A 19,705-nucleotide genomic window follows, 5' to 3' on the forward strand; every position below is an offset into this window, starting at 1 on the left:
GTCAGCGGTGATCCGTCAACGACCGGCGGCGGTGCAGATGCAGATACCCGCGGGGAGGACCGGCCAGTACCGCTCGGTGAGATCCTCGATCAGGAGACCACCGGTTTCCGTGGACGCATCGAGTGCGGGCGCGCCGGCCGGCCCCTCGTCGCCGGCCGTCTCCGGGGCGGCCAGATCGGGCTGCGGGACTGCGATGGCGCTGTTCATAGGGGGTTCTCCTCGACGTGCAAGGCGGTCGTGGCAAGGAGTCTGCTGCGACGAACGCACGGCAGACCAGTGACCCTTTCATCACCAGGGTGTGAGCTTGTCACGGTGGCCGCCACCCAGGATTCATGCCCAGGACAGGAACATGGCACTGGTCCGGAACCGCACCCCCGCGCGAGGCTCGTAAATGCCTCAATGGCAAGTCCGCGGCCAAGGGGCATCCGACGGATGTGTGACGGGTGACGGAGGTACGGATCCATGGACATCAAGCTGTTGGGCCCGCTCAGTGTCGAGGCGTGCGGACACTCGATCGTGCCCAGCGCCGGCAAGCCGCGGCAGATCCTGGCACTGCTGTCCATCTACGCCAACCAGATACTGCCGGTTCCCACCCTGATGGAGGAGATCTGGGGCAGCGCGATGCCGCGGAGCGCGCTGACCACCCTGCAGACGTACATCCTCCAGCTCCGCCGCCGGCTGGCCGCCGCCTACGGACCACAGGCCCCGGACGCGTCCAAGGCCGTGCTCGCCACCCGCTACGGCGGATATCTGCTGGAGGCCGAGCCCGGCGCGATGGACGTGCACGAGTACGACCGGCTGGTCGCCGCGGGGAACGACGCGCTGGACGCCGGCGACGACGAGGAGGCGTCGCTGCTGTTCCGCGAGGCGCTGGCGGTCTGGCGCGGCCCGGCGCTGGTGGACGTGCGGGTCGGGCCGATCCTGGAGATCGAGGTGGCCCGGCTGGAGGAGAGCCGGCTGGGCGTGCTGGAGCACCGGATCGAGGCGGACCTGCGGCTGGGCCGGCATGCCTCGCTGCTGACCGAGCTGACCGAGCTGACCGCCCGGCACCCGCTCCACGAGGGACTCCACGCCCAGTACATGGCCGCGCTCTACCGGGCCGGGCGCCCATGGCAGGCCCTGGAGGTCTACCAGGGGCTGCGCGGCCGGCTGGTGGAGGATCTCGGGCTGGAGCCCTCGCCGCGGCTGCAGAAGCTCCAGCAGGCCGTGCTCGCCTCGGACCCGGCGCTCGACTTCGATCTGGGCAGCGGCTGGCGGCGTCCGGTGCTGGACCTCTTCGCCGCCTGACGCCGGGCCCTGTGAGGCAGGTGCCCCTATGAGGCTGGTTCCCCCATGAGAGAAGGCCCCCACCGAAGTGGGGGCCTTCTCTTTGTCTGTGCGCCGCCAGGGACTCGAACCCCGGACCCGCTGATTAAGAGTCAGCTGCTCTAACCAACTGAGCTAGCGGCGCCTGCTGACGTAGAAGACCTTAGCACCCGGATCCGGCGGAACGAAAATCCATACGCCCCACCCGCCGGCGCACCCCCGCCTCAGCCCCGGCTCGCCCTCACCCGAGGCCCGGCTCAGCCCTGCCTCAGCGCGGTGACAGCGCGGTTTCCCTGGTCACGGCGGTGTGCGGGGCGGTCGCCGAGCCACTGCGAGCGGCCCGCACGCAGGCCCACAGGAGCACGTCGGCGCCCGGCAGCCAGGGGTCGCGGACATCCGGGGCGACCAGCCAGCGGGAGCCGGGCGCGGCCTCGGATCCGGCGTCGAGGGGATCCGGCGCGGCGCCCAGGCCGAGCCCCGGGGCGGCGGGAAGGGCGGGGCTCTCGCCGGGCGCGGCCTCGGGCCGGCGGGACCGGGGCTCTGGCCGGACGGCGTCCGGGGGAGGGACGGTCACCGCGTCGCCCGTCCCATGGCACAGCAGCGGCGGAGCGGCCGATCCCCACTCCTCCCAGCGCAGCAGGGCGGGCAGCCGCTGAGCGGTGCCGGGCGCGGCGAACATCAGCACCCGGCCCCGCTGCGTCGCCACCGGGCCGGTCCCCGGGCCGTCGGCCCACAGGCGGCTCACCATGCGGCGGCCGAAGACCCCGGGAGCGCTGATGACGTCGAAGACGGTGCCGCACGGCAGCACGACGGAGGTGCCGGGGCACTCCGCCCACAGGGCCCGCACACTGCGCGGGAAGGGGCTGGCCGAGGCCAGCCAGGCGGCTCCGGCGGTGGTGACGTGCGCGGGGGTGCGGTGGGGAGATTCCCGAGGCCATCTGTTCATGACCTCAGATGTAGCGCTGGGTGAATTTCCGGTTGCGCTGAATGATGAAAGCGGGGGCAGAGTCGGGCGGGATGGAGTATCTTGCCCCGAACCGGCGCGGGTGCTCGGCGCGCGTCACCCCGCCCGCAGGGGTCAGTCCGGCTGGTCGTCCGCGCGCAGCAGCTCGCGGCCGAACTCCACCATCTTCTTGGCGTAGTCCTCCGTCCAGTCCGCGCTCTCCGCGATCAGCGCCGGCGGCAGCCGGTCGAAGCGGCCCGGGTCGGCGAGTTGGGCGGCGGCCATCGCCTGGTACTCCATCGCCCGGTCGGTGGCGGCGCGGAAGGCCAGGGCCAGCTCGGTGGAGCGGGCCAGCAGCTCGCGCGGATCCTCGATCGACTCCAGATCGAAGAAGTGCTCGGGGTCCGAGGCGGCCTCGGCGGGTTCGAAGAGCAGCGGTGCGGGTTTCAGCCGTCGCTCGGGGCTGGTGCGCGGGCGTGGAGCCGAATGCGGCTCGGACATCTACGTACCTCCTGTTGGTCTGCCGCATTCCATTGTCCCGCCGTGCGCAAGTGGCCCCGGCATCTGCCGGATCGGCGCGTAGCCTCTCCCGGTTCAGGGCTTCCAAGGGACCCGGTGTTCGGCCAGCTGGGCGAGGACGGCGTGGTGTGCCTCCCAGCCATCGGGGAACTTCACCGTCACGCCCAACCGCACCGGCTCGGTCGACGGATGCTCGTCCAGCAGCTCGGCCACCCCGGCCCGGCAGACCACCACACAGGCGTGGCGGTGCCGGGAGGCGAGGACGCACAGCCTGCCGGTCTCCAGGTGGAACGCCGTGGCGTCCGGCCGCCCGGACAGCGGATGCAGCACCACCGTCACGTCGAACTCGCGGCCCTGGAGGCGGTTGGCCGTGTCCACCGTCACCCCCGTCACACCCAGCTCGGCCAGCGCGGCGCGCACGGCCGCCGCCTGGTCCCGGTGCGCGGTGCCGACCGCGATCCGGTCCCCGGTCACCGGCACCGGGCCGGACGACCGCTCGCTGATCGCCACCCCGCCCCGGTCCAGCAGCCGCCGCACCACCAGGGCCACCGCCCGCACCGCCTCCGGGTCGGTGCGCGGCGTGTGGCGCGGCGGCAGCTCCAGCAGCCCCCAGCCGGACTCCGCCGCCTCGTCCAGCACCCGGTCCGGCCCCGAGCCGTCCGACGGCACTGCGAAGGACAGCCGCCGGTCACCGGGGCCGGTGCCGCTGCGGAAGGGCGTGTACGGATAGAAGGCGCCGGAGACCAGGGGCGCCGCCGAGGCGGGCAGCCGCCAGGACACCGGCAGCCGGTGCTGGGGAAGCTGCGGATTGTGGGCGAGCAGGGTGGAGACCGCGCTCGCCGACGGGTCGTACGACAGGCCCGCCCACTGCTCGGTGCCCACCACGCTGAACGGGTCCAGCTGCCCCGGATCCCCGACGAACAGGGCCCGCTCGAAGAGCCCCGCGACGGCGAGCAGCGCGTCCGAACGCATCTGGTACGCCTCGTCGACGATCGCGTGGCTCCAGGGCTCGACGTCCCGCACGTGCGCCCACTTGGCCGCCGTGGAGATCACCACGTCCAGCCCGGCGAGATCGGCCACCTTCGCGGACTTCACCACCTCGGGATGCCGGTCGAGCACCGGATCGTAGGGGCGCGTGTCACTGCTGTGCAGCCGGCCGATCGGCAACCGCGGATCCTCCCGGGCCAGCCGGTCCACCAGGTCGTCCACCTGGGCGTTGGTCTGCGCGACCACCATCAGCGGCCGCCCGGCGGCGGCCAGCTCCCGGGCGGCCCGCACCACCAGCGTCGACTTGCCCGCGCCGGGCGGGGAGTCGACGACCACGCCGCGGTGCGCGCCGTGCAGCGTGTCGCGCAGGATGGCGTCGGTGGCGCGCGCCGCGGCCGCGCCGGGATCGAACACCGGGGGCCGCTCGGCGTGGCACGTCACAGCAGGTCCTCCTCGGTGACGGGGTCGGGGGTGCTCGCGGCGACCCCGGCGGAGACGGCCGGGGGCCCGCCGTGCGTCCAGGGCGTACGGTCCGGGTCGGGCAGCTGCGGGCCGCCGCGCGGCGCGTGCTCGAACAGCGTCCAGCACACCTGGTCGCCCTCGACCGGAACCGAGCCCGGGTCCGGGTTCCTGCCCCGGCCCATGCCGCCGGTCAGCCGCACCACCAGGCCGCCGCCGGGCGCGTACCCGGCGAACTCGGCGGTCTGCGTCCGCCCGTCCGGCAGCGCCCGGTACAGCTTGGCCTCCTCGGTGAGCTGCGGCTGGTCCTCGGTGATCACCGTGATCAGCGGCCGCGGCCGGGGCACTTTCGCCTCCGACCAGGCCATCACCACCTCGCCGACCTTCCCCGCGAACGCCTCGCCGGCCAGCCGCCGCCCCGCCATCACCAGCGGGTCGTCCAGCGCCTGCTCCGCGTCCAGCTGGGCCTGCGCGGTCTCCCGGGCCATCAGCTTCCCAGCCGCCGTCACGGCGTCGTCCCACTTGGGCTGCGGCGGCTCACCGGCCCGGACGCGATCCCGGTGCCCGGTGTACGACCAGCGGTCACGGGTCCAGCGGCCGGCCACCCGGGAACCCACCGGGAGGGCCGACAGCAGGTCCACCGCCCGCCACACCATCTCCCAGGTCGGGCGCAGCTGCGAGGCGACCAGCCCGCGCAGCTCCTCCTCGGCCTGCCGCAGCCGCACCGGCGCGCCGGGCACGCCGGCGGCCACGGCGGCCCGCGCCGCGTCGTACGCCTTCATCGCCGGAGCCAGCCGGGTGTTGTCGAACACCGGGTCGGTGGCGGGCCCGGCCGGCGGGCACTCCAGCAGCCCGTCCGGGCCGCGTCGCAGCTCGGCCCGGAGCGCGGCCTCGGCACCGGACACGCCCTCCTGGGGAGTGGCTGGGGGAGGGTCGATCCAGCCCAGCAGCGCCCCCAGGTGCTGGTCCTCCAGGGCGCTCTGCCCGGTCGCCCAGTGCAGGCCCAGCAGCTCGGTCAGCGAAAGCAGCAGCGAGGAGCCCGGCACCCGGGACCGCTCGCCGTAATGCGTCAGCCAGCGGCCCAGCAGCGGCACCCGAGGGGGTGCGGGGTGCGGGGTGTCCGGATCCTGCTCGGCGGTCCGGCGGAACCGCATCGAGCGGCCCAGCAGCCGGACGAACTCCGCGCCCGCGCCGCTGGGCACCAGCAGCTGCGGGGCGTCGGCGCAGAGCTCGACCTGGACCGTGACCTTCTTCCCGGTCTCCGGATCGGTCTCCTTGCGCTCCACCGGCTCGACCTCGTCGGCGTACCCCTCGAGGTACGGCAGCATCTCCTCCGCCAGGTCGGCGAGGAAGGCCGAGCGCAGATCCCGGTCGCGCGGCTGCGCCACGACGAGCAGCCGGGGCGCGGTCCGCTCGGTGCCGACCAGCGCCCCCAGCGGGGCGCCGACCTCGCCGGCGGTGGTGAGCGGGACGAACACCATCGGGCGGGCGGACAGATGCCGGTGCCGGACCGTGGCCGCGGGCTGGGCGCGGCCCTCCCGGACGGCTTCCATCCGGGCGAGGGTGGTGATCAGCGACATGGCGACTCCCGCGGGGCGGGAACGGCAGCCTCTTGAGGGACCTGCTCCCGCTGAGCTTCCTGGTCCCGCTGAGCCTCCTGGTTCGGCTGAGCTGCCTGATCCGGGCCGGCCGTCTGGCTGGGGGCGACGGCGGCCTCTTCGGGCGCGTGGGCGGTCTCGGGGGCGGTAGTCGCGGGGGCGGGGGCGCTAGTCGCGGTCGCGGGTGCGGCGTCGGCGCAGGCCGCGGCTCCGGAGGCGGCGGCTCCGGCGGCGGCCAGCGCTTCGGCGCGCAGGGCGGCGGCCCGCCGGAGGGCCTGGGCGGCGGGCGAGTCACCGGGGTCGGGGAGGGGTGGGTCGCCGGGGCCGGGCGGGCCGGGCGTGTCGCCGTGGGCGGCGGCCAGCACGTCCTCCACCGTCGTGAGCCCGCCCAGCTCACCGCGCACGCCGCGTCCCAGCACCTCCACAGAACCGGCCGCGCGGGCCTGGGTCCGGCAGTGGTACGCCAGCTCGCAGGCGGCCAGGCACTCAGGCGCGTACGCCGCTTCCACCGCGTCGACCGCGTCCCTCAACTCGTCGGCCGGGCGGGTGACGGTGCGACCGTCGTCCGAGAGCCGCAGGTCGAAGGTGAGGTGTTCGGGCAGTGCCCGGGCGATCTCCTCGACCCGGGTGAGCCGGGCCAGCTGGCGCCGGGTGACGGACAGCTGCTTGCGGACGTCCACCAGTTCGGCGGTCGGCAGATTGGAGAAGTCCTTCGGACACACCAGCAGCACCCGGTGACGCACCCGCCCGCCGGCACCGGAGCCGGAGCCGGAACCGGAACCGGACACAGGGGTAGAAACGGAACCGGCATCGGGGGCGGGGGCAGGAGCGGCACCGGCATCGGCACCGGCGGCCGGGGCATCCGTAGCGTCGTCCGCCGCGCCGGCCGCCCGGCCGTCCGCCGTGACGATCCGCATCGCCACCCGCTCCAGCGCCAGCACGTACACCGCCGCCTGCCGGGCCGCCGCACCCACCTTGGCGGGGTCGGCCGCGCCGTCCACCACCGGGAACGACTTGATCTCCACCACGGTCCAGCCGCCGTCCGGGTGCACCACCACCGCGTCCGGTTCCAGGAAGGCGGGGGACCCGGCGACGTCCAGGCTCACCATGGGGTGGTCCAGCAGCGTCCACTGCCCGGACTCGGCAGCGGCGGCGGTCGCCTCGCGCAGGGCGAGTGCGGTGCGGGCGGTGCGGCCCTCGGGGCCGACCGCGGTCAGATCGGGGGTGCGGACCTGGCCCGGGACGGGCGCGGGCAGTCCGCTCGCCGCGCCGCCGAGGCGCTCGTGGAGCAGCCGCAGGAGCTCGCCGCCGCCGTCCGCTTTGGCCCGGGCTTCGAAGGTGTGGCCCCGCTGGTGGGCGAAGTGCGACTGTCCGAAGGTCGCGGGTGAACCCAGCGCCCGGGCCAGCGCGCGCTTGTCGATCCCGGCGCCGTCCAGCAGGGTGCGGCGGCGGCAGCCCGGGTTCGCGGCGAGCGCCGCGAGCGCCCGGGCGTCCAGCGGCTTCGGCGGTACGGCCGGGCCGCGCAGCTCGGCGAGGTTTCGCCGGGCTCTCGGCCCAGCCTCAGATGCTCGCGGCTCAGCTCGAGCGGGAGAAATCCCGGCTGGCGGCGGTGTCGTCGGCCAGGTCGGCGCTGCCGACCCGCTCGGTGCCGGCGTCGCCGCGCTCGCCGTCCGTGCCCCTGCCGGCGCCGTGCTGCCGGGGGATGGGTGTCCGTTCACGCGCCGCAGTCTCGCATCCGGCACCGACAGCCGGGGCGCTCTCACCGCTTTCCGGGGCGGATCCGTCGCCGGTCGGGACCGCGCCCGTGGCTCCGGCCGCCGTGCCCGCCGCCGCGTTCGCCGGCTGCGGCTGGGCCCCACCGCGGAAGCGGGCGACCGCCCGGTCCAGGGTGCGCAGCGCGGGCCGGGCCAGCAGGTAGCCGATGCCCATGACGGCGGCGCCGGCCACCGCGTCCAGGAAGTAGTGGTTGGCGGTGCCCATCACCACGAGCGCGATGCTCAGCGGGTAGGCCACCGCGAGGACCTTCGTCCACTTCGACCGCCCGTACCGCCAGAGCGCCACCCCGCACCACAGCGCCCAGCCCACGTGGAGGCTCGGCATGGCCGCGTACTGGTTGGTGAAGCCGCCCATCCCGCGCGGCGCGCTCGCCTCGCCGCCCCACCAGCCGTACGAGCCGTACTGCGCCATCGTGTCGACGAAGCCGTGGCTCGCGTCCAGCAGCCGGGGCGGGCAGGTCGGCATCAGGGTGAAGCCGATCAGGCCCATCAGCGTGGAGAGCAGCAGCCAGGTGCGCATCACGCGGTAGTTCGCCGGGCGGCGCCGCCACAGCCACACCAGGATCAGCGGGGTGAGCAGGTAGTGCAGCGAGGCGTACGCGAAGTCCGCGGGTATCCCGATCGAGGCGTGCTCGGTGAAGACGCGGTTGAGCGGCGTCTCGAAGTCGACGTTGAGGCTCTGCTCGAGGTGGAGTATGCCCAGGCCGTGATCGACGGCGGTGGACACGTCGCCGCGGGCCAGCAGGCGGCCGGCCGAGTAGGCGCCGTAGACCAGAGCGATCAGCGGCAGCTCGGTCCACCAACGTGGCCGAGCGCCCTTCGATGCTCCGGTGAGGGGCACTGTGTGGGGCATCCGGACGCTCTCCAAAGAATCAGGCGGGCCACAGTTGACGCGCACCAAACCGTACGGCGTAGGCGGTGCGCCATGCGCACCGCCCCCGAGATGCGCCCGCGTGCGGCACCTCGTGACCAGGGGGCATACCCCCCGGAAACGGCACGATTCCTCGCTTCCGAAGCTTCCTCGGCAGAGCCGGCCGTGTGAGGAGAGACGCCGGTTCCGGCCCCCGGGTTGCCTCTCGATCAGGTGAGCGATGATGGAGGAGCGGCGGAAACGGGACCTGCCGCGCACCCCACCCGGGACTGAACCGGAATCCGGACCTGGTCCGAAGCGGAACCCAGCCCCCGAATCAGGCGAAAGGCCACTCATGGCACCGCGCATCCTGCTGGCCCGGCATGGCCAGACGCAGTGGTCGCTGGCCGGTAAGCACACCGGCCGGACCGATATTCCGCTCCTGGACGAGGGGCGGCGCGGCGCCAAGCTGCTGGGTGAGCGGCTGCACCGTGCGCCGTGGGCTGGGCTGCCGGACGTCGAGGTGCGCACCAGCCCGCTGGTCCGGGCCAAGGAGACCAGCGAGCTGGCGGGCTTCGGGGACCGCGCGCAGGACTGGGACGCGCTCATGGAGTGGGACTACGGGGCGTATGAAGGCATGACCCCGGACGAGATCAAGGCCACCCGCCCCGGCTGGCTCATATGGCGGGACGGCGTGCCGGAGGGCGAGACGCTGGCGCAGCTCTCCGCGCGGGCGGACACCGTGGTCGAGTGGGCGCGCTCCGCCGATCGCGACGTGCTGGTCTTCGCGCACGGCCACATCCTGCGCACGCTGGCGGCCCGCTGGCTCGGCCTCGACGCGTCCTTCGCGGCGCGGCTGCGGCTGGATCCCACCTCGCTGTCGATCCTGGGCTGGGCGTACGGCGACCCGGCCGTCGAACGCTGGAACGACACCGGCCACCTCGCCTGATCCGCACCGGGCCGCCCGCCGTCCGCAGGGGGCCCGTCGTCCGTACCGGGCCCGTCGTCCGTACCGGGCCCGCTGTTCGTACAGGGCTTGCCGTCCGCACCGGGCCCGCAGTCCGCACGGGGCCTGCCGTCCGGACTGGGTCGCCTGCAGTCCGCACGGGGCCCGCCATCCGCACTGGGCCCGCTGCCCGCACCGGACCCGCCGTCCGCGCCCGGTCCGCCCTCTGGGCCGGGCCCGGCCCTCAGACCGGGCGCTCGTAGGACACATGGCCTTGGCCGCGGAGCGGCGCATGGCCGCCGAGGGACGCGTGGCGGGCGAGGAAGTCGGCGACGGCGGCGTTGCGCCGGTGCGGGCGCAGCGCACGCGCCGCGCCGTCGAGCATCGCCCGGATCCGTCCTGACCGCACCTGGCCCAGCAGATCGAGGGCCCGGCCGCCCGCCGCGGCCGCTTCGTCGGGCCGCCCGCAGCCCGCGAGATCACCGGCCAGCTCCGCGGTGAACAGCGCGATGTTGCGGGTGAAGTGCTGGTCTTGCAGGGCCACCGCGCGGCGGGCGTGCTCGGCCGCGCGCTGCCACTCGCCCAGCGCCGCCCAGCACTGCGCCTCCAGCCCCGCCAGCTCGGCCTCTCCGTAGAAGGTCATCCACTCCGGGTCGGCCGGTGCCGGGCCGCGGCCGAAGAGGGTGTGCGCCCGGCGGAGCGCGTGTTCGCAGGCCGCACGGTCCGCGAGACCGGCCCAGCCGCCGGCTTCTCGCAGCGCCAGCAGGGACAGCAGCCGGGGTGAGTCCAGCCGCCGGGCGGCGCCCTGGGCGGCCTGCGCGGCACGCACCGCCTCCCTGGGCCGCCCGGCGTCCCGGGCGAGGAACGCCATGTTGCAGAAGGCGTGCGCCTCCAGCGCCCGGTCGTCCGCGACCCGTGCGGTGGCCAGGGCCTCGGCGTAATAGGAGCGGGCGTCCTCGAAGCGGCCGGAATCGTGTGCCAGCCAGCCCACCGAGATGGCGAGTTCGCCGGCGCCGGAGTGCAGCCGGTCGCTCACCACCTGCCGGTGGGCGCCGGCGTCGAGCAGGGCATAGGCGGCACGCAGTGGCTGGGCGGAGCGGGTGTACAGCCCGTCCGCGCCGAACCGGTCGTCGAACAGCCGGATACGGCGGACCGCCTCTTCGACGGCGGCGGCCTCCGGCTCGCCGACGCGACGGGGACCGCGGGTCGGTCCACCGTCCCAGGACGGGGCGGCCACGGCGGCCGGGCCGCCGGTCATGAACGCGCGACGCAGCACGTCGCTCTCCTTGCACAGATCTGAGGGGCACGCGCCGCCAGGACACGGCCCGGATGAGCATGAGACGGGTGAAGACGGGCCCCAGGGACCAGGGGCGGTGGGATGGGGGACGACGGGACTGGAGGCAGAGGGGTCGGGGGCGGAAGGACGAGGCGCGGAGGGACAGGGGGCGGTGTGCCCCGGGACGGAGGGGCTCGGGGCGGAGGGGCTCGGGACGGACGGGCCGGGCTGGTACGGGATGGAGAGCCGGACGAGCGAGGTGTCCAGCGGCCCGGGCGCCCGGCCCGCGGCCCGGCCCGACCCCCGGCCGGTCCCGAGCCCGGGCGCCGGGCCCGGCCCCGAAGCGGCACCCGGCCCGCACCCAGGCCCGGGACCCGGCCCGCCCGCCCCGGGGCCCGACCGCGGTACGGAAGCCGGAGTGGCACCCGGCCCCGTACTCAGGCCCGGCCCCGTACCGACCCCCAGGCCCAGGCCCGGCTCGTCACCAGAGCCCGGTCGCGTGCCCAGCCCCGGCCGGGGATCCGGATCCGGTGGTGGCGCGGGCTCCGCCGCCGCGTCCGGCCCGGCGACGGCGGCGGGTGCGGCCGGTGGCCGGCGCCCGCCCGCGCGCGCCGCGGCGCCCCGCACCTCCTCGCGTGGCGCGAAGCCGAGGTCGGTCAGCGACCGGCCGGGAAACATATGGCGGAAGACCCGCTCATAGGCGTAGTTGGGGCAGCGGATCGCACCGGACTCCACCCGCCCGATGTAGCGGGCGTCGCAGGAGACCTGTTCCCCGATCTCGCGGGCGGCCCGCCGGACGGCCGCGGCGAACTCCGCCGCGGAGAGCGGCCCACGCAGCATTCGGAAGACCGTGTTGGGGCGTTGCGCCCCCGACGAAGACCCGGGCACCGGCGTCATGGCCAGCCCTCTCCCTGCGGTGATGCTGCGGTGATGCCGTCTCGGTACCGATCGGTACCGATCGATGCCGGCTCGACGACGTGGCGCGCCGACGCCCCCTCGCACCGGTGCCGCCGCGTATCGGCGGACATGAACCGTACCGTCCATCTCCCTTTCAATACCGGCAGTTTGGCTACAAAACCGGATATCTCGCCCCTGATCTGCCATGAACTGCCACCCTTTGTGGCGGCATTGCGCCGTAGCCGTTGACATGGTTGGGCGTTGAACACTTCGACGTACCTGGCACGGCGGAGGAGGGGTTTCCCTTGGTGAAGGCCGGAGTGCACAGCGGTGGTCCGCGGGCAGCGGATCGGTATCCGCCCGACAGGGAGTGCGGTGATCTTCCGGACGGCGGCGGACTCGTCAAGCGATGCGATCTGGTCACGGTGCCCGCCCGCCAGGGCCTGGAGGCGGTGGACATCCTGCGGCTGCGGGTCGGCGTCGGCCCGGTGCTGCACGACGGCAGCTGCGACACCCTCGGCTTCCTGGTGCCGCCCGGCACCGCGGACGGCTGGGACATGCCCGGTAGCGCGTGTACGCAGACCTTCGGGCGCGAGACCGCCACCGGCGGCTTCTCCACCGAGCCGCCGGTGGTCGGCACCGGCTGGCTGGTCCCGCCGGACGCCGCCGTCACCGAGGCCACCGACCCCCAGGTGCTGCGGGAGGCGCTGGGCGAGGCGGCCCGCACCATCGAGGCCGTCGACCGCTGCCAGTGAGCCGCATCCCGTCAGTGATCAGCCATCCCCGCCAGCCAGGCGCCCACCAGTCAGGCGCACATCCGCCAGGCATCCATCGGCCAGGAACCCGCCGGACGGAGACCATCCGCCGCCGCGGGCGATACTGGAACGATGGCGAAGGACAGGCGGAAGAGCGGGCGCGGGCGTGCCCCCGAGCCGGTGGCGGCACCGGTCGGCGGCGGGCGTGCCGAGCTGGTGCCCGACCGCGACCGCCCGCGCGGCTGGACGCTCCTGCTGGACGGCGCCCCCCAGTCGCATGTGGACCTGGACGATCCGTCCTACCTCGACTTCGAGTACCAGCGCAGGCTCGGGCACATCGCGGATCTCGCGGCCCCGCCCGGCCGGCCGGTCCACGCCGTCCACCTGGGCGGCGGGGCCTTCACCCTCGCGCGATACATCGCGGCCACCCGGCCCCGCTCCACCCAGCAGGTCGTCGAAGTGGACACCGCGCTCATCGAGTTCGTACGGACCCATCTGCCGCTGGACCGCGGCTGGCGGATCCGGGTGCGCGGCGATGACGCCCGGGCCGGGCTGGCCAAGGTGCCGGACGGCTGGGCCGATCTGATCATCGCCGACGTCTTCAGCGGGGCCCGCACCCCGGCCCACCTCACCAGCGCCGAGTTCGCCGGACAGGTGCGGCGCGCGCTGCGCCCCGGCGGGCTGTACGCCGCCAACATCGCCGACGGCGCGCCGCTGGCCCACCTCCGGGCGCAGATCGCCACGGTCCGCACCGTCTTCCCCGAGCTGTGCCTGATCGCCGACCCGGCGGTGCTGCGCGGCCGGCGCTTCGGGAACGCCGTGCTCCTCGCCTCCGACCAGCCGCTGCCGGTCGCCGAGCTGACCCGGCGGGCCGCCGGTGACCCGCACCCCGCCCGCGCCGAACACGGCCGCGCGCTGACCGACTTCACCGGCGGCGCGACCCCGGTGACGGACGCGACCGCGGTGGCGTCCCCGGCGCCCCCGCCCGACGCCTTCCACTGACCTGCCCCCACCGCGCCCACCGCCCGCACCGCCCGCACCGCCGGTGCCGGCCGGGCCCCCGCCCGCGCCGCCCGGCCGGATCCGGCATCCCACGGCCGCCCGAGGACCCCGGCCGCCGGCCGGCCGGCCCGCGCGGCCTCAGGACGGCTCGGGCGGCAGCACGCCGGTCCGGGCCACCCGGGCGTACCAGGCGGCACTCGACTTGGGGATACGGGCCTGGGTGGCGTAGTCGACGTAGACCGCGCCGAACCGCTTGCTGTAGCCGTAGGCCCACTCGAAGTTGTCCGTCAGCGACCACAGGAAATAGCCGCGCAGATCCGCGCCGTCGCCGATGGCGCGGTGCGCGGCCGCCAGATGCGACCGCAGATAGGAGATCCGCCGCGGATCGTCGACCACCCCGTCCCCGTCCGGCTTGTCGTCGCAGGCCGCGCCGTTCTCGGTGATGTACAGCGGCAGGCCCGGCGCCTCCCGGGTGTAGCGCATCAGCAGCTCGTACAGGCCCGACGGGTCGATCGTCCAGCCCATCTCGGTCTGCTCGCCCGGCGCCTGGTGGAACATCACGTCCTCCGCGCCCGGCCAGGGAGAGGCCGCGCTCGCGCCATGACCGTCCCGGCGCGGCGCGGGGCGGCCGGAGGCGGCCGACACCAGCGACGGCGTGTAGTAGTTGATCCCCAGCGCGTCCAGCGGCTGCCCGATGGCGGCCAGGTCCGTGTCCCGGACGAAGGACCAGTCGGTGAGGTGGGCGGTGTCCCGCAGCAGGTCCTCCGGGTAGCCGCCGCGCAGCAGCGGCCCGGTGAAGACCCGGTTCGCCAGCGCGTCGATCCGCCGCCGCGCCTCCAGGTCCCCCGGCTCGCCGGTACGCGCCCTGACCACCGCGGGGTTGAGGCTGATGGACACCCGGGCCCTGCTCGGCAGCACGGCCCGCAGCGCCTGGACGCCCAGTCCGTGGGCGAGGTTGAGGTGGTGGGCGGCGCGCAGCGCGGCCACCGGGTCGGTGCGCCCCGGGGCGTGCACCCCGGACCCGTACCCCAGGAAGGCGCTGCACCACGGCTCGTTGAGCGTGGTCCACATCCGGACCCGGTCCCCCAGCGCCTCACCGACGATCCCGGCGTACTCCGCGAACCGCCGGGCGGTCTCCCGCTCCGGCCAACCGCCCGGCGCGCCCGCCGCCGTCTCCCCGCCGGGGCCGGACTCCAGCTCCTGCGGCAGGTCCCAGTGGTAGAGGGTCACCACCGGCTCGATGGAGTGCGCCAGCAGTTCGTCCACCAGCGCGCGGTAGAAGTCGAGCCCGCGCCGCGCGGCCGGGCCGCGCCCGGTGGGCTGGACGCGCGGCCAGGAGACGGAGAAGCGGTAGGCGCCCAGGCCCAGGCCGGCCATCAGCCGCACATCGTCGCGGAACCGGTGGTAGTGGTCGATGGCGATGTCGCCGGTGTCGCCGCCGAGCACCCTGCCGGGTGTGCGGGCGAAGGTGTCCCAGATGGAGGGGGTGCGGCCGTCCTGCCGCGTCGCGCCCTCCACCTGGTACGCGGAGGAGGCCGCGCCCCAGAGGAAGTCCGGCGGAAACGAAAGGGTCATCGAAGCGCTCCCGAGGGGTGAGGGAAAGCGGGGGTGAGGAGGAAGGCGAGGGGTGGGAGAAGGGTGAAGGGAGTGGGGAGTCAGGGACCGGGAAGGCGGGGCGGTCAGCCCTTGACGGCGCCCTGCATGATCCCGCCGACGATCTGCCTGCCGAAGAGGACGAAGGCGAGGAGCAGCGGCAGGGTGCCCAGCAGCGCGCCCGCCATGATCACCGACTGGTCGGGGATATAGCCGCGGCCCAGCCCGGTCAGCGCGACCTGCACGGTCGGATTCCCGGTCTGGGTCAGCGCGATGATCGGCCAGAAGAAGTCGTTCCACGCCTGGACGAAGGTGAGCATGCCCAGCACGGCCATGGCGGGCCGGGCCGCCGGGAAGACGATGTGCCAGACGATCCGTATGCTGCTCGCCCCGTCCATCCGGGCCGCCTCGATCAGCTCGCCGGGCAGCGCCTGCGAGAGGTACTGCCGCATGAAGAACACCCCGAAGGCGCTCACCAGGGTGGGCAGGATGACGGCCTGCAGCCGGTCGCTCCACCCCAGCCGGGCGACCGTCATGTAGAGCGGCACGACGCTGAGCTGGGGCGGCACCATCATGGTGCCGATGGTGAGGGCCAGCAGCGCGCGCCGGCCGCGGAAACGCAGCTTGGCGAAGGCGAACCCGGCGATGGTGGAGAACAGCACGGTGCCGGCCGCGACGATCCCGGCCACGATGGTGGTGTTCAGCAGGGCCGCGCCCATGTTCGCGTCGGTCCAGGCCCGCTCCATGTTGGTGAGGAGATTGCCGCCGAACCAGAACGGCGGAGGGGTCTGGGCCAGCCGGCCGTTGTCACGGGAGGCCGCGACGGCCGTCCAGACCAGCGGGAAGAGCGAGACGATCGTGAACACGATGAGCACCGCATAGGTGGCCTTGCCGCCGTGCAGCTGCCTGCCGGCACGTCGAGCGGACATGAGCCTTCCCCTCTTTCCCTCGCATGTGGTGTGCGTTTCCCTCACCCGCTCCTGCGCAGCCGGCGGACGACCACCGCGTTGACCGCGGCGATCAGCAGCAGAATCAGGAACATGGCCCAGGCGATGGCGGCGGCCCGGCCCAGGTGGAGGTTGATCCAGCCCTGCTCGTACAGGTAGAGGCCGAGCGTCTGGTACTGGTGGTCCGCCCCGCCGGTCGCGCCCGCGCTGCCGCTGAAGAGCAGCGGCTCGCCGAACAGCTGCGTCGCCCCGATCGTCGAGACGACCACCGTGAAGAGGATGGTCGGCCGCAGCGAGGGGATGGTGACGTGGCGGAACTGCTGCCACCGCGAGGCGCCGTCCAGCGCCGCCGACTCGTACAGATCGTGCGGCACGGCCTGCATCGCGGCCAGGTAGATCAGCGCGTTGTAGCCCGTCCAGCGCCAGATCACGATGGTGGAGACGGCGATCCGTGAGCTCCAGGTGCCGTTCTGCCAGTCCACGGCGTCCAGCCCCACACCCTCCAGCGCCCAGTTGACCATGCCGTAGTCGCGGCCGTAGAGCAGCACGAAGACCAGCGTCGCGGCGGCGACCGAGGTGGCGTACGGGGTCAGGATCGCCACCCGGAAGAACATCGAGCCGCGCAGCCGGTAGTTGAGCAGATGCGCGATCCCGAGCGCCATCAGCAGCTGCGGGACGGTGGAGAGCACCCCGATGGTGAGGGTGTTGTGCAACGCGTCCCAGAAGAACTCGTCGTCCCACAGCCGCCGGTAGTTGCGCAGCCCGACCCACTCCATGTGGGTGGGGTCGGTGAGTTCCACCCGGTGCAGCGACGCCCAGCCGGTGTAGAGCAGGGGAAAGAGCCCGAAGACGGCGAAGAAGAGGAAGAAGGGCGTGACGAAGGCGTACGGAGACCACCGCACGTCCCGCCGGTAGCGGCGGCTGCGCCGCTCCTGGGCCGCCGTCCGCCCGCCGCTCCCGGAGCGCCGCCCGGTCGCCGGGGCCGGGTCGGGCGTGGGCGCGGGTGCGGGTGGCGGAGAGGCCGGGGCCGGAGTCGGGGCGGGTGGCGGGGGCGGGGGCGTCCCGTGCGCGGTCACTGGTCCAGGGCGTTGTCGATGGTGCGGGTCGCGGCCTTCCAGCCCTCCTCGGGTGACTTGCCCTGCTGCTCGACCTGGAGCACGCCGATGTCGACGATGTTCTGACCGATCAGCAGGTCCTTCGGGCCCAGGACCTGCGCCGGGACTCCGCGCGCCGCCGCCGCGAAGATCTTCCCCGTGGGCGCGTCGCCGAAGTAGGGATGCCGGGCGCCCGCGACCTGCGGAAGCCGGTAGGCCGCCTGCGAGCTGGGGAAACTCGCCTGCCGCGCGAAGAGTTCGGCCTGCTGCTCGGGCGCGGTCAGCCAGGCGGCGAGCCGTGCGGCCTCCTCCCGGTGCTTGCCGGCCCTCGGCACGGTGAGGAAGGAGCCTCCCCAGTTGCCGGGCCTCGGGGCCGCGGCCACGTCCCACTGGTCCGCGGCGCCCTGCCCGGCCTTCTCCTTGATGTAGCCCAGCATCCAGGGCGGGCAGGAGACGGTGGCGAACCTGCCGTTGGCGAACGCCTGGTCCCAGGACTTCTGGAACTGCTGGAGCCGGGCGGTCAGCTTGCCGGTGGAGGCGTCCATGGCACGGTCCCATGCCTCCTTGACGGCCGGGCTGTCCTTGTAGATCAGCTCGCCGCCCGCGTCGTAGTAGCGCTCGCGGCTGCCGGCGATCACCGCGTTGTAGACCCCGGCCGCCGAGTCGGTGAAGGAGGTGCCCTCCGGTGCACGCCGCCGGTACCGCTCGCCGGTCTCCAGGTACTTCCGCCAGTCGCCCGCCCACAGCCGGCCCACCCGATCACGGTCGGTCGGCAGCCCGGCCTTGGCGAACAGGTCCTTGCGGTAGCAGATCGCCATCGGGCCGATGTCCGTGCCCAGGCCCACGGTGGCGCCGTCCCGGGTGGAGGCCTGCGCCCACTTCCAGGGGAGGAAGTCCTCCTTCCGCACCCCCGGTGCCTTCGAGAGGTCGACGAGCCGGTCCGCCTGGGTGGCGGTGACCTCGGCGATGTTCGCCACCTCGACGGCCTGGATGTCGGCGAGTCCGCTGCCGGTGCCGAGATGGGTGAGCAGCTGCGGGTAGTAGTTCTCGTTCCGCTCGATCGACGTCTCCTTGATGGCGATGTCGGGGTGGAGCTTCATGTACCGGTCGTACAGGCCGGCCTGTTTGTAGCCGAAGACGCCGAAGACGCCGACGGTGATGACGGTCTTTCCCCTGGTGTCGGCATTGCCGGAGCCACCCGCGGGGCTGTCGCCGCCGTCGTCGGCGCAGCCGCCGAGCAGACCGGCGCCCAGCGCGGTGACGGCCACGGCGGCCAGTGCCCGGTGCGTCGCCCGGCTTCGGAACGTGCCAGAACTCCTGCGCATATGTCCTCCTTGCCCGCCTATGTGCCACTCCCGGCAAAAATAAGGGCAGCTCAGGTGGTTTGCCGTGCATCGGCTCGACCGGCGGACGTACGGGTTGTGTCAGCAAGAGACGTGCGGGTCGTGTCAGCAAGAGGTGCGGTCAGCAGCGCTATGGGAGCGCTCTCATCTGTGACGGGTTGAAGACTTGCCCGTCCTCCCGGGGGTGTCAAGGGCGGCGACACGACAACTTCCGGTTACCGCACTGCTGTTGAATGGGCCGGCAGCGATCACGCCCCCGGGCGCGACGGCATCGCTGGTACGGACGGCTGGAGGCGGAAGATGGCAGCAACCCGGCCGCGGCGCGGTGGCCGCGGCAGACCCACTCTGGAAGAGGTCGCGGCCCGGGCGGGCGTCGGCCGAGGCACCGTCTCCCGCGTGATCAACGGCTCGCCGCGGGTCAGCGAACGGACCCGCGCCGCGGTGGAAGGCGCCATCGACGAGCTGGGCTATGTGCCCAACCGCGCCGCACGCGCCCTCGCCGGGAACCGCACCGACGCGATCGCCCTGGTCATCCCCGAGCCCGAGACCCGGCTCTTCGCCGAGCCCTACTTCTCCGACATCATCCGCGGGGTGGGCACCGAGCTCGCCGACACCGACCTCCAGCTGCTGCTCACCCTCATCCGTACGCCCAAGGAGCGGCAGCGGCTGTCCGACTACCTCTCCGCGCACCGGGTGGACGGCGTGCTGGTGGTGTCCGTCCACGCCGACGACCCCCTGCCCGACCTGCTGGAACGCATCGAGATGCCGGCCGTCCTCGGCGGCCGCCGATCGGCCGGCGAGACCGTGCCGTACGTGGACTCGGACAACACCGGCGGGGCGTGCGCCGCGGTGGCACACCTCCTCGCGCGCGGCCGGCGGACCATCGCCACCATCACCGGACCGCCGGACATGTACGTCGCCCAGTGCCGCCTGGACGGCTACCGCGAGGCGCTCCGGGCGGCCGACCGGGAGGCCGACCCGGGGCTCGCCGAGACCGGGGACTTCACCGAGGAGGGCGGCCGCCGGGCCATGCGCACGCTGCTGGAGCGCAGGCCCGCCCTCGACGCGGTCTTCGCGGCCTCGGACGTGATGGCCGCGGGCGCCCGCCAGGTGCTCCGGGACGCCGGCCGCCGGGTCCCGGAGGACGTCGCGCTCGTCGGCTTCGACGACTCGGTGATCGCCCGGCACATGGACCCGCCGCTGACCAGCGTCCGGCAGCCGACCGAGGAGATGGGACAGGTCATGGCCCGGGCCCTGCTGGAGCAGATCGAAGCCGGCCGGGGGCCCCGCGAGCGCGGCACGCCCCTCCACCGCCGGCTGGTGCTCCCCACCGAGCTGGTGTGCCGCGAGTCGTCCTGACCCGCGGAACCCGCGGTGGTCGGCGGTGGTCGTGCCGCGGGTACCGCGCCCCACGCG

Annotated in this window: 16 protein-coding genes, 1 tRNA gene and 2 pseudogenes; 5 read left to right on the top strand and 14 right to left on the bottom strand. The window is 74.1% G+C overall.

Annotated elements, in window-relative coordinates; all coding sequences use genetic code 11:
- Window positions 1–15: 15 nt before the first annotated feature.
- A complete protein-coding gene (locus AC4BDD_RS19425; protein WP_490686724.1) occupies window positions 16–207 on the bottom strand; it encodes a hypothetical protein in 192 nt (63 codons plus the stop codon).
- Between the two features lie 255 nt (window positions 208–462).
- On the opposite strand from AC4BDD_RS19425, the gene AC4BDD_RS19430 reads away from it, so the two are divergent.
- A complete protein-coding gene (locus tag AC4BDD_RS19430) occupies window positions 463–1,287 on the top strand; it encodes an AfsR/SARP family transcriptional regulator (protein ID WP_490686725.1) in 825 nt (274 codons plus the stop codon).
- Between the two features lie 89 nt (window positions 1,288–1,376).
- On the opposite strand, the gene AC4BDD_RS19435 is transcribed toward AC4BDD_RS19430, so the two are convergent.
- From AC4BDD_RS19435 to AC4BDD_RS19465, 7 genes are all read right to left on the bottom strand, one after another.
- Window positions 1,377–1,450 (bottom strand) — tRNA-Lys (locus AC4BDD_RS19435).
- Between the two features lie 123 nt (window positions 1,451–1,573).
- Window positions 1,574–2,251, bottom strand: coding sequence for a bifunctional DNA primase/polymerase (locus AC4BDD_RS19440; protein WP_490686726.1), 678 nt, complete (start codon window positions 2,249–2,251; stop codon window positions 1,574–1,576).
- Between the two features lie 132 nt (window positions 2,252–2,383).
- Window positions 2,384–2,749, bottom strand: a complete 366-nt coding sequence (locus tag AC4BDD_RS19445; RefSeq protein ID WP_490686727.1) for a DUF8844 domain-containing protein — start codon at window positions 2,747–2,749, stop codon at window positions 2,384–2,386.
- A 93-nt stretch (window positions 2,750–2,842) separates the two neighbouring features.
- Complete coding sequence (locus AC4BDD_RS19450; protein ID WP_490686728.1) at window positions 2,843–4,195, bottom strand: AAA domain-containing protein; 1,353 nt, start codon at window positions 4,193–4,195, stop codon at window positions 2,843–2,845.
- Window positions 4,192–5,793: a hypothetical protein gene (locus AC4BDD_RS19455; protein ID WP_490686729.1), complete on the bottom strand. Its 1,602-nt coding sequence runs from the start codon at window positions 5,791–5,793 to the stop codon at window positions 4,192–4,194. Before AC4BDD_RS19455 ends, AC4BDD_RS19450 begins: the two co-directional genes overlap by 4 nt.
- Window positions 5,784–7,406, bottom strand: coding sequence for a hypothetical protein (locus tag AC4BDD_RS19460; protein WP_490691843.1), 1,623 nt, complete (start codon window positions 7,404–7,406; stop codon window positions 5,784–5,786). Before AC4BDD_RS19460 ends, AC4BDD_RS19455 begins: the two co-directional genes overlap by 10 nt.
- Complete coding sequence (locus tag AC4BDD_RS19465) at window positions 7,387–8,439, bottom strand: phosphatase PAP2 family protein (RefSeq protein WP_490686730.1); 1,053 nt, start codon at window positions 8,437–8,439, stop codon at window positions 7,387–7,389. The genes AC4BDD_RS19460 and AC4BDD_RS19465 overlap by 20 nt, the downstream gene beginning before the upstream one ends.
- A gap of 352 nt (window positions 8,440–8,791) precedes the next feature.
- On the opposite strand from AC4BDD_RS19465, the gene AC4BDD_RS19470 reads away from it, so the two are divergent.
- Window positions 8,792–9,385, top strand: a complete 594-nt coding sequence (locus AC4BDD_RS19470; protein WP_490686731.1) for a histidine phosphatase family protein — start codon at window positions 8,792–8,794, stop codon at window positions 9,383–9,385.
- Between the two features lie 241 nt (window positions 9,386–9,626).
- Here AC4BDD_RS19470 and AC4BDD_RS19475 read toward each other — a convergent pair.
- Both AC4BDD_RS19475 and AC4BDD_RS19480 read right to left on the bottom strand, forming a co-directional pair.
- Window positions 9,627–10,673, bottom strand: a pseudogene (locus tag AC4BDD_RS19475) (NsdA family TPR-like regulatory protein); the annotation flags it as partial.
- Window positions 10,674–11,174: 501 nt separating this feature from the next.
- Window positions 11,175–11,555, bottom strand: a pseudogene (locus tag AC4BDD_RS19480) (tetratricopeptide repeat protein); the annotation flags it as partial.
- A 305-nt stretch (window positions 11,556–11,860) separates the two neighbouring features.
- On the opposite strand from AC4BDD_RS19480, the gene AC4BDD_RS19485 reads away from it, so the two are divergent.
- Window positions 11,861–12,310: a hypothetical protein gene (locus AC4BDD_RS19485; protein WP_490686732.1), complete on the top strand. Its 450-nt coding sequence runs from the start codon at window positions 11,861–11,863 to the stop codon at window positions 12,308–12,310.
- Window positions 12,311–12,442: 132 nt separating this feature from the next.
- Complete coding sequence (locus AC4BDD_RS19490) at window positions 12,443–13,312, top strand: spermidine synthase (protein WP_490686733.1); 870 nt, start codon at window positions 12,443–12,445, stop codon at window positions 13,310–13,312.
- Window positions 13,313–13,450: 138 nt separating this feature from the next.
- Here the strand turns inward: AC4BDD_RS19490 and AC4BDD_RS19495 are convergent, their stop codons facing one another.
- From AC4BDD_RS19495 to AC4BDD_RS19510, 4 genes are all read right to left on the bottom strand, one after another.
- The gene (locus AC4BDD_RS19495; RefSeq protein ID WP_490686734.1) at window positions 13,451–14,887 is read right to left on the bottom strand and encodes a GH1 family beta-glucosidase; all 1,437 of its coding nucleotides are present in this window, start codon (window positions 14,885–14,887) and stop codon (window positions 13,451–13,453) included.
- Window positions 14,888–14,991: 104 nt separating this feature from the next.
- Window positions 14,992–15,834, bottom strand: a complete 843-nt coding sequence (locus AC4BDD_RS19500; protein WP_490686735.1) for a carbohydrate ABC transporter permease — start codon at window positions 15,832–15,834, stop codon at window positions 14,992–14,994.
- Between the two features lie 41 nt (window positions 15,835–15,875).
- Window positions 15,876–16,928 (bottom strand): carbohydrate ABC transporter permease, encoded by a 1,053-nt coding sequence (locus AC4BDD_RS19505; protein ID WP_490686736.1) that lies wholly within the window; start codon window positions 16,926–16,928, stop codon window positions 15,876–15,878.
- Complete coding sequence (locus AC4BDD_RS19510) at window positions 16,925–18,271, bottom strand: ABC transporter substrate-binding protein (protein WP_490686737.1); 1,347 nt, start codon at window positions 18,269–18,271, stop codon at window positions 16,925–16,927. Before AC4BDD_RS19510 ends, AC4BDD_RS19505 begins: the two co-directional genes overlap by 4 nt.
- 318 nt (window positions 18,272–18,589) lie before the next feature.
- On the opposite strand from AC4BDD_RS19510, the gene AC4BDD_RS19515 reads away from it, so the two are divergent.
- The gene (locus tag AC4BDD_RS19515; RefSeq protein WP_490686738.1) at window positions 18,590–19,648 is read left to right on the top strand and encodes a LacI family DNA-binding transcriptional regulator; all 1,059 of its coding nucleotides are present in this window, start codon (window positions 18,590–18,592) and stop codon (window positions 19,646–19,648) included.
- Window positions 19,649–19,705 lie beyond the last annotated feature (57 nt).

It is taken from the genome of Streptomyces sp. JLBT605, assembly GCF_058215555.1.